At 43.4% G+C, this 14,604-nt stretch carries 11 protein-coding genes and 1 riboswitch; of the genes, 7 read left to right on the top strand and 4 right to left on the bottom strand.

Annotated features, from left to right (window positions below):
• Positions 1-116 precede the first annotated feature (116 nt).
• The 3 genes from L1D50_RS02590 to msrA are packed head-to-tail and all read left to right on the top strand — an operon-like array spanning position 117 to position 4,807.
• Positions 117-1,169, top strand: coding sequence for an efflux RND transporter periplasmic adaptor subunit (locus L1D50_RS02590; protein WP_128727660.1), 1,053 nt, complete (start codon positions 117-119; stop codon positions 1,167-1,169).
• A gap of 6 nt (positions 1,170-1,175) precedes the next feature.
• The gene (locus L1D50_RS02585; protein WP_239965443.1) at positions 1,176-4,274 is read left to right on the top strand and encodes an efflux RND transporter permease subunit; all 3,099 of its coding nucleotides are present in this window, start codon (positions 1,176-1,178) and stop codon (positions 4,272-4,274) included.
• Entirely contained in the window at positions 4,271-4,807 is a 537-nt protein-coding gene (msrA, locus tag L1D50_RS02580) for a peptide-methionine (S)-S-oxide reductase MsrA (protein ID WP_193521908.1), read from the top strand. Before L1D50_RS02585 ends, msrA begins: the two co-directional genes overlap by 4 nt.
• A gap of 386 nt (positions 4,808-5,193) precedes the next feature.
• Here msrA and L1D50_RS02575 read toward each other — a convergent pair whose 3' ends face one another.
• Positions 5,194-7,056, bottom strand: coding sequence for a TonB-dependent receptor (locus tag L1D50_RS02575; protein ID WP_128727657.1), 1,863 nt, complete (start codon positions 7,054-7,056; stop codon positions 5,194-5,196).
• Between the two features lie 34 nt (positions 7,057-7,090).
• Positions 7,091-7,337, bottom strand: a riboswitch (cobalamin riboswitch).
• An 89-nt stretch (positions 7,338-7,426) separates the two neighbouring features.
• Positions 7,427-7,909, bottom strand: a complete 483-nt coding sequence (locus tag L1D50_RS02570; protein ID WP_102057584.1) for a YajQ family cyclic di-GMP-binding protein — start codon at positions 7,907-7,909, stop codon at positions 7,427-7,429.
• Positions 7,910-8,061: 152 nt separating this feature from the next.
• Here L1D50_RS02570 and L1D50_RS02565 point away from each other — a divergent pair, with 152 nt between their 5' ends.
• Together L1D50_RS02565 and L1D50_RS02560 are read left to right on the top strand one after the other, a co-directional pair.
• Entirely contained in the window at positions 8,062-8,412 is a 351-nt protein-coding gene (locus tag L1D50_RS02565; RefSeq protein ID WP_239965441.1) for a VanZ family protein, read from the top strand.
• Complete coding sequence (locus tag L1D50_RS02560) at positions 8,405-9,307, top strand: 2-dehydropantoate 2-reductase (RefSeq protein ID WP_128727655.1); 903 nt, start codon at positions 8,405-8,407, stop codon at positions 9,305-9,307. Before L1D50_RS02565 ends, L1D50_RS02560 begins: the two co-directional genes overlap by 8 nt.
• Positions 9,308-9,968: 661 nt before the next feature.
• On the opposite strand, the gene thiI is transcribed toward L1D50_RS02560, so the two are convergent.
• Positions 9,969-11,426 (bottom strand): tRNA uracil 4-sulfurtransferase ThiI, encoded by a 1,458-nt coding sequence (thiI, locus tag L1D50_RS02555; RefSeq protein ID WP_010374240.1) that lies wholly within the window; start codon positions 11,424-11,426, stop codon positions 9,969-9,971.
• A 218-nt stretch (positions 11,427-11,644) separates the two neighbouring features.
• Positions 11,645-12,301 carry a TetR/AcrR family transcriptional regulator gene (locus L1D50_RS02550; protein WP_128727654.1) on the bottom strand — a complete coding sequence of 219 codons (657 nt, stop codon included), beginning with the start codon at positions 12,299-12,301 and terminating at the stop codon, positions 11,645-11,647.
• Between the two features lie 185 nt (positions 12,302-12,486).
• Here L1D50_RS02550 and coaD point away from each other — a divergent pair, with 185 nt between their 5' ends.
• On the top strand, positions 12,487-12,969 hold the full coding sequence (gene coaD / locus L1D50_RS02545) for a pantetheine-phosphate adenylyltransferase (RefSeq protein WP_128727653.1): 483 nt from the start codon (positions 12,487-12,489) through the stop codon (positions 12,967-12,969).
• Complete coding sequence (locus tag L1D50_RS02540) at positions 12,966-14,324, top strand: capsule assembly Wzi family protein (protein WP_239965439.1); 1,359 nt, start codon at positions 12,966-12,968, stop codon at positions 14,322-14,324. The genes coaD and L1D50_RS02540 overlap by 4 nt, the downstream gene beginning before the upstream one ends.
• Positions 14,325-14,604: the final 280 nt, after the last annotated feature.

The raw sequence follows: 14,604 nt of genomic DNA, 5'->3' as shown, positions 1-14,604 counted from the left end.
AAACGCTTAAATTGAATTACATTTTCGTTTAATGCACAAATTTACAGGATATGCCGTCGACTTTGTTAGCCTTTAATTTTGTAAACTAGAGACAAATTATAATCTGGGTCACTTTTATGCGTCATCAATCAGGGAAAGCACTGTTTCCTTTTATCATTGTAGTGCTAGTCGTTATCAGCGGCTATTTATATTTACCAGCCTCGGAAGGCAAAATGAGTGGCAACTCTGCACCCGTAACCTCCGTTCAGGCTCATACCGTAACCAAAGAAGAACGTATTATTGCTGTTCACTCTATTGGTTCCGCCAGAGCAAATCAAGCAATCAACGTGAGTAGCGCCCAAAGCGACTATGTGGCGGCCCTCTTTTTCGATGATGGGGATGTAGTAAAAAAAGGCGATAAGCTAGTGCAGTTGCGTGATGCCGAAGAGAAGCTCGATATCGAAGCGCTGAAAGTGACGCTAAAAGAAGAAATCAGACAACTAAACCGCCTTAAAGACCTTGCAAAAACTCAATCGGCGGCTCGCTCTCAACTAGAAGCGCAATCAGCAAAGGTAGACACCTTAACGGCACGATTAGAAGCCACCAAAACAAAACTCGCTGAGATGACCATCTATGCGCCATTCGATGGATTATTGGGTACTCGAAACGTTTCCATTGGTAGCTTCGTAAACAACAATACTGTGATCACCACACTCGATGACATTAGCATCATCAAAGTGGATTTTCAGGTACCAGAAAAATACCTAGCGCAACTACAACTTGGTATGCAAGTAAACGCTCAAAGTGAAGCTTACCCAGATCAACTATTTACCGGTAAGGTCTCTCATATTGACCCGAGAATTAATGAACAAACGCGTTCGGTACGAGTAACAGCAAGTTTCACCAATCTAGACCATAAACTCCGCCCAGGTATGCTGTTACACATGGGACTTGAATTGGCTCGATTACAAGCCCTTGTGGTGCCAGAAAAAAGCATTATTCCAAGACAAGATAAGCATTTTGTATTTGTAATTGATGACCAAGGTAAAGCACAACAACGTGAAGTCCACCTGCAAACTCGCTTTAGCGGCTGGGTAGCTATCGACGAAGGGCTTACAGAGGGACAACAAGTGATCACGGAAGGCACCCTGAAGATCCGCTCAGGCTCAAAAGTTGAAGTAAAGGGGTAAGGCGACGTGAGAATCACTGATACGGCGGTTAAACGCCCGATCTTCGCGATCGTTATTAATTTACTGTTGCTAACATTTGGCTTAGTGGCATTTTCCATGCTACCACTACGCGAATACCCAGATATTGAAACCCCAATAGTCAGTGTAAGCACTAACTATACGGGCGCTTCAGCTGAGGTTGTAGAAACGAAGATCACCCAAATACTGGAAAACCGAATTTCGGGGATCGAAGGTATTAAAAGTATAAACTCCAGTAGCCGTAATGGCAGCTCAAATATCACTATCGAATTTAATATAGATCGCGATATCGACGCGGCTGCAAATGATGTTCGTGAGCGCGTTTCGCGCGCGCTGGATAGATTGCCAGAACAAGTCAGGCCACCAGAGGTATCTAAGTCAAACAGCGACGAAAGCCCTATTGCTTGGTTTGTACTTAACAGTGAAACCATGGATACTTTGCAGCTTTCAGACTACGCCCAGCGCTTTATCGTTGACCGTCTGGCGGTTGTGGATGGCGTATCGAATGTACGAATTGGCGGTGAGCGTCAATACGCCATGAAGATTTGGCTAGACCGAAAAGCGATGGCCGCCCGTGGGATCACCAGTAGTGATATTGAGCAAGTGCTACGTAGAGAGAACGTAGAATTACCGGCTGGTGAAATTGAATCTATTGACCGTGACTTTTCTGTTCGTATTGCCAGAAGCTATAAAACTCAAGAAGACTTTGACAACCTAGTGATTAAGCGTGGCGAACAAGGCTATTTGGTGCGACTTGGTGAAGTTGCGCAGGTAATACTTGAAGCCGCTGATGACGAAAGTACCTTCCGTGGTAATGGTAAAAATATGATTGGCCTTGGCGTTGTAAAGCAAGCTAAAGCCAATACGCTAGAAGTGGTCGACAACGCCCGTAAAGAGCTTGAAAAAATCAAACGCAACCTACCCCAAGGTACCACTATACAAGACAGCTACGATTCTTCTATTTTTATCCGTGAGTCCATTGCTGAAGTATATAGCACACTTGCGATTGCCATGGCTTTGGTAGTACTCGTTATCTACATCTTCCTTGGCAATATCCGCGCTACGCTTATCCCCGCAGTTACGGTGCCGGTAGCCTTAATTGCAACCTTTATGTTCTTGCTGGCCATGGGGTATTCCATCAACTTGCTGACGCTGCTTGCACTTGTGCTTGCCATCGGCCTTGTAGTCGATGACGCCATTGTGATGCTAGAAAATATCTACCGCCGCATCGAGCTTGGTGAACCCAAGTTACTGGCGGCATACCGTGGCGCGCGTGAAGTAGGCTTTGCCATCATTGCGACAACGCTGGTTTTGGTTGCCGTGTTTATTCCCTTAGTCTTTATGGATGGTCGTATTGGTGCCCTATTTACCGAGTTTGCCTTTGCAGTAAGTGCTGCAGTGCTGTTTTCCAGTATTACCGCGTTGACTTTGTCTCCAGCCCTTTGCTCCAAAGTATTGAAACCTAGCAATAAAGAAAACCGCTTTAGTCAGTGGATGGATCGCCAATTTGGACGACTAGAGCAAGGTTATCGTCGTGTTTTACAAGACAACTTATCGCGTAAATACAGCCTGATTGTGATGTTGGCACTGGCGGGCTTTACCAGCTATAGCCTATTTAAACAGATCCCATCTGAACTGACACCAAAAGAAGACCGTGGTACTTTCTTCGTCATGATGAATGGTCCAGAAGGGGCAAGCTACGAAAACAACTCGCAAAATATGGCAAAAATTGAAGAGCGACTGCTTCCTTATGTAGACTCAGAGGAACTTAGCCGCGTGCTTATTCGTGTGCCAGGCTGGGGTGGTCAAGGTGGTGTTGCTATTATCGGCATGCCAGACTGGGATGAGCGTAAACGCTCTACTTGGGAAGTCATGGATGAGATAAGCGGCAAAATGCAAGATGTTACAGATATTCGCGCCTTTGCGATTATGCGCCGTGGTATTGGTGGTGGCGGTAACTCGCGCCCTATTGAGTTTGTCCTACAAGGCAACGACTACGATGAGCTGGCTGCATGGCGCGATCGCATTCTAGAACGTGCACGTGAAAATAAAGGACTGGTACGTCTTGATCACGATTACAAAGAAACCTTCCCACAGTTTTTGATAAGCATTGATAAAACCAAAGCCGCAGACTTAGGCGTGTCGGTAAGTGCCATCGGGCAAACGCTAGAAACCATGCTGGGACAACGTCGTGTTACCACCTTTATTGACCGCGGTGAAGAATACGATGTGATCTTAAAAGGCACCAAAGCCGACTTCTCTGCCCCAGATAATATTTCTGATATTTATGTGAAATCTCGTAGCGATGAGCTCGTGCCATTAGACAGTTTGATCACCATAAAAGAAGAAGCCACAGCTTCTCGATTAAACCGCTACAACCGTATGCGCGCGATAACTATCACGGCAAACCTCGCTGGCGACTATACACTGGAGCAAGCGCTCGACTTTTTAAATAAAGTTGCCGCCGAAGAGAATGATATCGACGGCGCCATCGACTATAAAGGCGAGTCACAGCTGTTTTATGAAGGCGCGTCAGCGATGACCTATGTGTTTATTCTGGCGCTCACCGTTACTTTCTTAGTACTAGCCGCACAATTTGAAAGCTTTGTTCATCCACTGGTTATCATGCTCACCGTACCGCTGGGTTTAGTTGGTGCGATGTATGGATTGTTTATTACCGACAGTACACTAAATATTTATAGCCAGATTGGTATTGTTATGTTGATTGGCCTTAGCGCCAAAAACGGTATCTTAATCGTGGAATTTGCTAACCAATTACGTGACAAAGGCATCGCCTTCGAGCAAGCCATTGTTGATGCTGCAGCGCAGCGATTAAGACCTATTATCATGACCTCGCTAACGACCGTGATGAGCTCTATCCCACTTGTTTTTGCAACGGGCCCTGGGTTCGAAAGCCGCATGGTGATCGGTGTCGTGATTTTTGCTGGTGTCAGTGTTGCCACCATTTTAACCTTGTTTGTTATCCCAACCGCCTATACTTTACTAGCTAAGAAGACGCAATCTCCAGAAGAGACGACAAAACGTCTTGAGGAGCAGTCGCAACAACATCCTGAGCAGGAGGTATAATGGCAAATTTACAAACCGCAACTTTTGGTGGTGGCTGTTTTTGGTGTATTGATGCGGCATTTCGCCGCGTCAATGGTGTTGAGTCAGTGCAGTCAGGTTACGCAGGTGGCCACACAGATAATCCCACCTATCAAATGATATGTCGGGGAGACAGTGGCCATGCTGAGGTAGTCCAACTGCAATTTGATGCCGATATTGTCAGCTTTGATACTTTGCTTAATATGTTTTTTACCCTGCATGATCCAACGCAGTTGAATCGCCAAGGCAACGACATTGGTACTCAGTACCGCAGTGTGGTGTTTTATCATGACCAGCAGCAACAGCAACAAACTCAAGATTGTATTGCGCAGCTTCAAAGCCAGTTGAGTGAAAAAATAGTGACTGAGGTTAGCCCGGCGCCTGAATTTTATCCTGCCGAGCACTATCACCAAGATTATTACACTGAAAACCCAAATCAAGGTTATTGTAGTGTGATGATCGCCCCTAAAATTGCAAAGTTTGAAAGCCATTTTGCAGCAAATTTAAAGCACTAAACTTGTGTGCCGAACGCAATAGATTGCGTTCGGCTTATGACTTACGGCAACATAGGTATAGCAAAATTACTAGGTCTTAAGGTATCTATTAAATCGAAGATCCACGGCAACTCACTTTTGTCGTCACCACAGGCTTAAAGCTAGAAATTAAAGGATCTAACTCAAGCTGCTGGATACGCACATCATACTTACCTTTAATGGTGATATTTTCGTTGTTAATATAACTCGAGGTCGGTTTAAGGCAGTAATAATACAAATCAAATCTATTATCAACCGCACATAAGGCAGAACGCCAGTTAAAAATGTAATGCAACTAAATGATAAATAAGAAAAGTGATCCATTACTCATGATGGATCACTCTGGGTATTGAAAAGCAGTTAACGCATTAGAAGCTGTAGCTCACACCAACGTAGGCTTGTCTACCTAGTGGCTTGTAGCCCAGTAAAGAGCCATCTTTTGCTTCGCCCGCTGTGGCATTGAAATAACGCTTATCGGTTAAGTTTTCAATCCGGCCATTTAACTTGAATCCGTCGAAAAACGTATAGTTAGCAGCTAAGTTAAACAGCGTATATGACGGCAAAGTCACTGTATATGCACCTTCAGCTCCCCATACGTTATCATCGCGATTACCTCTATGGACTAAGGTCAGTGTTGCGTCGACATTTTCCCATTCTTTACTGACTGAGTAAGTTAAGGTTCGTCTCGCTCTGCGCTGTAATTGCTTATCGGTATCAGCGTCTTTAGCACTCACATAGCTCGCATTTACCGTATGCTCGATACCAAAGTTGTCTTCAATTTCAACAGAAAGATCAGCACCTTCAAAGTCAGCGCGCTGAATATTGTAAGGGATGTATTTCCATTTATCATTTTGCTGATAAACGATTTTATCGGTTATACGGTTATCGTATACCGCAGCTTCCACACGGAAGTTCTCGCCGCTCCATGTGACAATAATTTCGTTATTAGTGGCTTCTTCCGGCTTAATATTGGGGTTAGGCAGATAGTAAGGACTATCAATCACAAACGCCTGTGACAAAGAAGGTGCTCTAAAGGCTGTACCATGATTCAACTTAACACTCAGGCCATCCATGATTTGCTTGCCTACAGCAACCGTGTAGGTGTTTGCACGACCATGAAAATCATAATCATCCGTTCTCAGTACAACCTCTGCCAGCCAATTTTCATCGTTGTAAAACCCACCGAGTGCTAAAGATAAGTTATCACGCTCAGGCTCTGAAAAAGAGGCGGTAGAATCACCAACATCTTCATTTAGAAAGGTAAAGTTACCTGTGAAGATCAAAGCTTCAGTTAAACTATATTGCGACTGATATTCAAATTGGCTGCGTTTGGTGACATAAGCATTATCGTCAGCACTATTACCGATTTGAACGTTTTGTTCCTTACCTAAGCTGTATGACGCACTTTGGCTAAACTTATCAGTACGTCTTTTCCACGCCAACTTATTGGTGTAGTTATGGAAACGGTAAGCATCACTACCAAAAGAGTCATACTCCCCCTCTCCTTCACTGTACTGTGAACGTAAGCTAAAAATGCCACTTTCTTCATCACCATACTGCACATTTAAACCGGCATTACCGTTATAATATCCATCACGGTCATGGTTTTTTGTGATTGCAGCTTCAGGGTCTTTCTCAATCACATCATAGCCATCGGTATGAGTGTAACCCGCATTAGCGGCAATACTAAACTTGTCTTTTTTGTAATTTACCGTCGCCTCGGTCTTGGAGTAATTGTTACTCCCAGTCGTAAGCGCGATAGTATTATTATTCCCTTCACGACTAATAATATTAATCACGCCAGCAATGGCATCTGAACCATAAATCGCAGCTTTGGCACCACGAATGATCTCAATCCTTTCGATGCTATTAAGTGGTAAGTTAGTAAGCGAATTGTCACCGGAGTTTGCATCCGTCACTCGAACCCCATCGATTAACACTAGCGTATGCTTAGCGTCATTACCACGTAGGAATAAACTCACGCTTTGGCCAAAGCCACCGTTTCTAACCGCTTGAATACCAGCGACATTATCGAGTAACGATACGACATCTTGAACATTGCTTTTTTCAATTTCAGCACGATCTATAACCGTAATCGCGGACAATGCGCTTTCTAGAGATTGTTCAAATTTATTGGCAGTAACAGTGATATGTTCAATATTTTGATCAGCAAATGCTGAAAAAGAGAGCGCCGTCGCTATCGCCGCGCTTAGAGCAGTTTTATTTAACATGGTTTCCCCTAACTTGTACCCACCGTACAAGAACACAAAGTGACTGTTTCAAGGCCGGTCTCCGGGCTCAGTAAATCTGCAGATTGGCAGTTCACTCTACCGTTGCGGGGGCAGCGCTGGCATAGAACCGATCCAAGCTAATCACGTGTAATAAGCGGTCTTACTCAATTTATCATTGATTAACGTAATTAGATGTTCCCTTGTGTTCGCACCAGTTTCCCGATTATCTATACACTTAGCAACCACACTAGGTTGTGTACAGCACCTTGAAAATGCGAGGCTATTGTCTTGGGTTTCGGAATGATTGTCAATGGACGTCTAGAAATCCAAAAGTGCAATCTATGCACTTTTGGAATGAAGTAAGGCGTAATTAGTCGCGGAAGTTTTTGAATTGAAATGGCTGACCAAGCTCACCGGTGCGAACAAGTTGCATCGTTTCTTGCAGATCGTCACGCTTTTTACCCGTTACACGCACCGTATCGCCTTGAATTGACGCTTGAACTTTAACTTTTGAGTCTTTAATAAGCTTAACCAGTTTTTTCGCCATCTCTTTGTCGATGCCTTGCTTTAACGCCACCTTACGCGATACGTATTTGCCAGAGCGCTCAATATCTTTTAACTCGAAGCTTGCCACATCAAGGCCGCGCTTCGCCGCTTTACCCACTAGCATATCGAACAATTGCATAACTTGTTGTTCTGCTTCCGCTTTAAGGTTGATCATTTCACCGTTTAGCTCGATTGACGCATCTACGCCACGAAAATCAAAACGCGTGTCAAGCTCGCGAACCGCGTTGTCTACGGTATTTTTTGCTTCTGTCATATCAATTTCAGATACAATATCAAATGAAGGCATGCTTCTCTCCTAAAGTCATTTTGGCTCGATTATAGCAGTTTATGCTTAATTTGAGTTACTTTAAGTTTTTAAACAGCGTATTAGGATGTTCACCCAATGGACAGTTTTCGATGTTATACTGCTCGCTTAGTCATACAGAAGTAGGATGTATTGTGACACGGCGCGTTTATAAAGCTCTTTTGATTATCTCTTTGATTATATGTACAGTGCTATTCGCAAAGGAAATTAGCTTGTCTCCAAAATTGTTGCCAAATATCGATAAAGTGGCACATTTTGGCGTGTTTTTTGTGCTAGCATTTATTTCTCATCATGCTTTTAGGTTCAAAGTATGGTTTCATTTAGTTCTGCTTTCTTTATATGGAGCAGGAATTGAGTGGATGCAGCATACACTGCCTTACCGTCAAGCATCTACCGCTGATTTTTTGGCTGATGTAGCCGGTGCAGTCAGTTATTTTGTTCTATTTTATATTTGGACAAGTTGGCGCAGCAGAAAACATGGCTAACATACATATTTTAGGTGAAGGGGCGATAGGCTTACTGCTCGCCCAGCACCTTAGTCAATCTCATCAAATTACGCTTATCACTCGAAACAAACGCGCGGCGACTTATCGCTATCAAACAGCAAGTACTCAACACACCATCCCTTGCAGCACCAAAACACTTGCAGAACTCCCAGTCAGCAGTATAGATACGCTAATCATTCCCGTTAAAGCATATCAGGTCATCGAAGCACTCCGAGCGCTTCGCCCTGCACTTTCAAAAAATGCAACGCTAATACTTAGTCATAATGGTATGGTAGATTGGTCTTGTGAGTTAGCAGCGCTTGACGCGACACAATCCGCCTACTTCTTAAGCACATCCATTGCAGGCTATAAAGTCGCAGACACTGTACACCATACGGGGCAAGGCGCAACTTGGTTTGGGCCGTTAAATTTACCAGCCGAATGCCATTACCAGAGTGTATTCTCGCAACTGTTTAGCACATTTGAAAATGCCCAAACCACGTTTGACATCATGCCAACACTTTGGAAAAAACTGGCGGTTAATATTGCCATTAACCCGCTAAGTGCATTGGAACAAGTCACAAATGGTCAGCTAAAACAGCCCAAATACGCAACCCAAATCCTTAATTTAATGAATGAAGTACAGCTTGTGGCCGCAGGTACAGGCGTAACCTTAGCGCTTAGCGAGCTAGTCTCGCTTGCTTACACCGTGATGGCACAAACCGCTAACAATCGTTCTTCAATGAATCAAGATCTCGCGAATAATCGGCGCACAGAAATTGACGCCATGTGCGGGTATATTTGCGAGCTAGCAGCGAAGCAAAATATCAATGTGCCGTTTAATCAACAATTACTTGAGGAAGTGAATAAGCACTGGCAGCTAGCGCGACAATAGGCTTAACTTCTCGGCAGGTAAACCACCTTCCACAAAACTATTTACCCAGCGAATTAGGGATATAGCTCGTTGAGCGTTTTTGCAATACCTGCAAGCAGTTTAACTGCTAAAGCCGTAGAAAATCTCACAAGCAGCTAATACCAATTGAATTAATTCTCTAATCAATTTGAAGGGTGAAATAGCATATTAGCTTCGTTAAAAATTTCTCATTTAGAACAACTAAATAGCAAAATTTTTGCCTTGCCTATATGGATATAGGTACCTTAGCGGTAGCAGGACGCGAGAGCGGTGCTACTAAAGCTATTTCCCCGCTTCAAGATAGATCATTTACTTAATACAACTGGTATAATTCCCCTTTCATCACACCCAAGAAGCATAAGCCTATATGCAATGTGTTGGCGGGATGCCGGTTGCTTTCCTATCAGTTTTTTTGTTTTAGGATTCAGTATGATGTCGGGGCGACGTTTTCTTGGCTCGCTCGATCGCGTCGTTTCAAAAGAATGAATGAGGAACACATGGATGCACTTTGATACTAACTGTGGAGGGCAGCTACAAAATACCTAGTAAATAAACGGGGATAAACAAACAACCTCTTACCTCCCCACAAAATGTACGTTGGGTAAATCCTAAAGCCTCACCCAACGCTTGTTAGCACGCTTTTTTAAGGACGGTACACCTTGACGTTAGCATAGCCATTTTCATGCAGAATAAGCGCTTGTAACTGGCTCATTACGCCTTTCGAACAGTACAAGTAGTATTCTTTGTCCTGTGGTAAATCGCCAAACTTAGTAGCTAATCTAAAGAAAGGTAAGTGGATCACTTGTGCACCATCTAGTTCAAGAGGGTTGGCATCTTCCTCTTCTGGAGAACGAATATCTAGTACCACCGCGTTGTCTGGTAATTCACTTACCGATTCCGCTTCTTTCACTTCTTCTTTTGCTTCAGCTTCGATGTCACGAATATCTTTAACCGTCGCGTTAGCCACAACTGTATTCAACACATCAAAGTCAAACTTTTCTTCTTCAGCTAATATCTTGTGAAGCTGTGCTTTTACCGTTGGTTTTTGAGAGATCACACCACAATATTCAGGCATTGCTTCTGCCATTTCGTTGGTGCCAATCGCTCTGGCAATACGAATGATTTCTTCTTTATCGTGTTGAATAAGCGGTCGTAATATCAGCATCTCTGTAACACGGTCGATCACGTTAAGGTTAGCCAAGGTTTGGCTTGATACCTGACCAATACTTTCACCAGTTACCAGTGCAGGGATCCCTAAACGCTCGGCGACCACAGCACCTGCACGCATCATCATGCGCTTTAGTACCACGCCCATTTGTCCGCTTTCGATATTCTCAAGAATTTCTGCAACAACTGGCTCAAAGTCAATCGTGATAAATTTAACTTTGTGAGTAGAGCTAAATTGTTTCCACAAGTAGTGGCTCACTTGCTTAACGCCAATTTCGTGGGCTGCACCACCTAAGTTAAAGAACAAAAAGTGCGTACGCGCGCCTTTTCTCATCATTTGATAAGTTGCAACACCCGAGTCGAACCCGCCAGAAACCAAAGACAGCACATCTTCTTGAGTTGGTAATGGGAAGCCACCTAGACCAAAGTGCTGGTGACGAACGATATACGCTTTATTGTCTTTGACTTCGATTTTAACTGTCACATCAGGTTTTTTCAGTCTTACGCTGGCACCCTCTACATTTTGGTTTAAACCGCCACCAACATAACGCTCCACATCGCTTGAAGTAAACTCATGCTTACCTTGGCGCTTTACACGCACGCAAAACGTTTTGCCCTTGATCAATGGCTCAACCAAAGCAATCGTTTGTTGGTAGATATCATCAAGCGTATCGAACTGTGTTTCTTGCACCTCAATAAACTGCACAATACCTGGCGTGCGTTTAAGATGGTCGATCAGACCAAGACGGGTTTTCTCGTCACTTAACTCGCTCGTCACTGAGATATTGTCCCAGTTATTTTTAACTTTTACGTTTTCGTCAACGCGAACCAACAGCATTTTGATGTTTTTCTCTAATACTTTGGTAAAACGCTTACGGACAGATTTGCTCTTAATAGCAATTTCGGGATGTAATTTGACGATAAATTTAAGCATAAAAGTCACTCTACTACAGATCGATTATCGGTTGCGATGACGCACTGATTTGACCTAAGCGGACTTTATCGTGGCGCACACTGACCGAGGACAGTTCGGGCGCGCGAGTATATCAAACTCAGAGCCGATTAGGAAATAAACAAACCTTTTCCCTTTATGCTCTACAAAGCCTTTTGCCCGTGTTCGCCAAGGTAAAAGGCTCGCTTAATTATTTAAGGCTAAGCAATACTCGGTAAGCTCGCCTCTGCTAGTGCTTGATAATGCTGCTGAAGTTGTGCCATCTTTGGTGCGCTCATAGGCGTCGCGTAAGGTTTAAAAATCATCAGTACTTTAACAATGCCATTGTATATATCCTGCTGCTCAAGTACGCCCGTCATTCTTCTGGCTTTAACATAGGGAGTCCAAAAGCTAACGGTCATCTTCAACATATGGGCGAGCTCCTTTGCATCGTCATCATCTATGGTGATCACGCCCGTATCTCTTAGGCCAATTACTACAGCTTTTACTTGCTCGAGTAAGCGTGACTGAAAAGCAATGTAGTTTTTCTTCAATTCATCATCACGAGCCAAGATGTCTGTCAGGTTGTCGTAGAAAAAGTGATAACGCCACATCAGGTCGAACAAGGAGTCTAAATATTGAGTTAGCTGCTCAAGCGGTTCGTTATGCTGCTCCAGTGGCTTAAAGTGTGTATTTAAATGCTCACTATAAAGCGCGAATATTTGCCGAATGATGTCTTCTTTATTTTTAAAATGATAGTACAAATTGCCAGGGCTAATCCCCAAACTGGACGCTATATGGTTTGTCGTAATCGCGCGCTCTCCATGCAAATTAAATAACGCGATGCTGGTACGTATTATTTTTTCCTTGGTATTCATTACGATTCTCTATCTTTGTTGATAATGTGGTCGCGCTATTGCTAGGGTTGCTAGGTTATTTCGCGCTCCATATGAAAAAATAGCACTAATTTTAACTCTAGATAAGCTTAGATCCGACAAAGCTGACCAGTGTTTTTTCAAAAAAACCTTGTTACCATACAAAAAAATTCAACATAGTTACGCTTATGAAAGTCATCGCCCTCTACCCTGGCACATTTGATCCCCTTACTAATGGACATGAAGACTTAATCAAACGTGCAGCAAAAATGTTTGATACCGTGATCTTGGCAATTGCCCACAACCCAAATAAACAGCCTTGTTTCTCACTAGAGCAACGTGTTGCTTTGGCTGAAGAAATTTTAAAGTCACATAAAAATGTAAAGGTGATTGGGTTTTCAGGATTGTTAGTTGATTTAGCGAAAGAGCAAAAAGCCAACGTGCTGATCCGCGGCATTCGAGCTGTGTCTGATTTTGACTATGAGTTCCAGCTGGCCAATATGAATCGCCGTTTACATCCCGATTTGGAAAGCGTATTTTTAACGCCATCTGAAAAGAATTCATTTATCTCATCAACTTTAGTAAAAGAAGTTGCACTTCATAAAGGTAATGTCAGTGAATTTGTTCACCCACTGGTTGCCCAAGCTTTAGAGGAAAAACTACACGGATGAAAAAGTGCCTATTATCCCTAGCCGTATTGGTTGGTACTTATGCGCATGCATCACCTTGGATAGAGGTGTCGCAAAGTGAGCTTAAGCACAGCATAGATTTACTGGTTGCAGAAGGTGTGATAAATCGCCCAGTTAATCAGTATCCCCTGTTGTGGAGCGGTATTGTTAATGACCTTGCCGCTATTGATGACAGAAACCTCTCTGAAACCGCAAGTTTTGCATTGGCACATTTACGCCATGCGCTAAAACAAGCAAAAAGAGAAAGATATAGTAGCGTAAAAGCACATTTTAATGGTGCTGAAGAGCGCTCCACAGGCTTTGGTGATCGTCAAAATGAACGTTCAGGCCTGCGTACTTATGGCGTTATTACAGGTAGTGCTGTTAGCGCTAAAGTTGCAGTTAACTACGCAGATGAAAGCCAAGATGGAAAATACGTTAATCACCACGGCAGTCACCTTGCAGTGTTGTTTGGTAATTGGTCTCTCAGCGCTGAGCGACTGAGTTACTGGTGGGGACCGAGCAACGAAAATGCGCTGATGCTTTCAAACAACGCAGCCCCCATGAAGGCGATTCGTTTAAGTCGTGCCAATAACAACTATATTGGACCGAGCTTTTTCTCTTTCGTTGGTCCTTGGCAAGTAACAGCCATTATGGCAAAGCAACGCCCGAATATAGCCAATAAAAAGGATGGCGATTTTTGGGGGTTTAGAGCGGCCGCTTTTCCGATTCAAGGTTTAGAACTTGGCTTTAGTACAACATCCAGTGACTTTGTTTATCAACAACAAAATCTTGAAAGCGAAAAGCAAACGCAACGCCTCACCAGCGTTGACTTCAAATACTCCACTCGGATAGCTAATCAACCGCTCGCTTTATACGGTGAGTTTGCAGGTAATAATGACAGTGGTGCATTACCAAGCAATCCGATGTACACCCTAGGTATTGAAAGCTACTGGGGTGGTAAAGACTATCGTCTCAAGAGCTTTATTGAATATTCAGATACAAGCATTGATTGTAAAGACGAGCTAAAGCTCGCGCTTTGCCCAAAAGACAATACAGTGGATTCAGCGAACTACAGCGAGCGCGATCTCTGGCTTGGAGCAAGCTCGGGGTTGGACGCTAAAAACCTCACTTTCGCGTTAGATTACTTCAGCACAGGTGGCGTTGGTGCTTTTGCCAAACTGAAACGAGTTGAATTTGACACATTAGACGTTGAACGAAACCAGCTCGAGCTTGGTTACCAACAAGGTGTATTTGGCGCGCTTGCTAAAATTGGCGTAAAAGCATGGCAAGATAAGTCTCAGGAAGAAGACGAAAGCCACGCAGCACTCACGTTGAGCGTGGAATATCAATTTTAACGAGCGGCCATCGCCGCTCTATTATTATGGCGTATAATCCAAGGAAATCCTTAGGAATAAGCAAAACGACAATTAAAAACCAATCGGTTATATACATTCCGATAGTATATAACCTGCAAGCACAAAAAACAGAAAAACGAGCACAAAATACTGATAAGTAAGTAAAAATCACTGTTTAAACCGACTAAATTTTCAAGCTACCCTAGCTCTCACCTTACTTATAGCCCATTTAATACCTAACCAATCTTTATTGACTAATAGAGAAGTAACCATAATAAAG

This window comes from Pseudoalteromonas sp. Isolate6 (genome assembly GCF_022398435.1).
GTDB classification, from domain to species: Bacteria; Pseudomonadota; Gammaproteobacteria; order Enterobacterales; family Alteromonadaceae; genus Pseudoalteromonas; species Pseudoalteromonas galatheae.
The sequence above is the reverse complement of the archived record's forward strand: the minus strand, read 5'-3'. Positions and strand labels throughout refer to the sequence as shown.

What these genes read in the sequence shown, in the direction of transcription:
- L1D50_RS02590 (WP_128727660.1), top strand. Translation starts at nt 117, where the DNA reads ATGCGTCATCAATCAGGGAAAGCACTGTTTCCTTTTATCATTGTAGTG.
- L1D50_RS02575 (WP_128727657.1), bottom strand. Translation starts at nt 7,056, where the DNA reads ATGTTAAATAAAACTGCTCTAAGCGCGGCGATAGCGACGGCGCTCTCT.
- L1D50_RS02570 (WP_102057584.1), bottom strand. Translation starts at nt 7,909, where the DNA reads ATGCCTTCATTTGATATTGTATCTGAAATTGATATGACAGAAGCAAAA.
- L1D50_RS02560 (WP_128727655.1), top strand. Translation starts at nt 8,405, where the DNA reads ATGGCTAACATACATATTTTAGGTGAAGGGGCGATAGGCTTACTGCTC.
- thiI (WP_010374240.1), bottom strand. Translation starts at nt 11,426, where the DNA reads ATGCTTAAATTTATCGTCAAATTACATCCCGAAATTGCTATTAAGAGC.
- L1D50_RS02550 (WP_128727654.1), bottom strand. Translation starts at nt 12,301, where the DNA reads ATGAATACCAAGGAAAAAATAATACGTACCAGCATCGCGTTATTTAAT.
- coaD (WP_128727653.1), top strand. Translation starts at nt 12,487, where the DNA reads ATGAAAGTCATCGCCCTCTACCCTGGCACATTTGATCCCCTTACTAAT.
- L1D50_RS02540 (WP_239965439.1), top strand. Translation starts at nt 12,966, where the DNA reads ATGAAAAAGTGCCTATTATCCCTAGCCGTATTGGTTGGTACTTATGCG.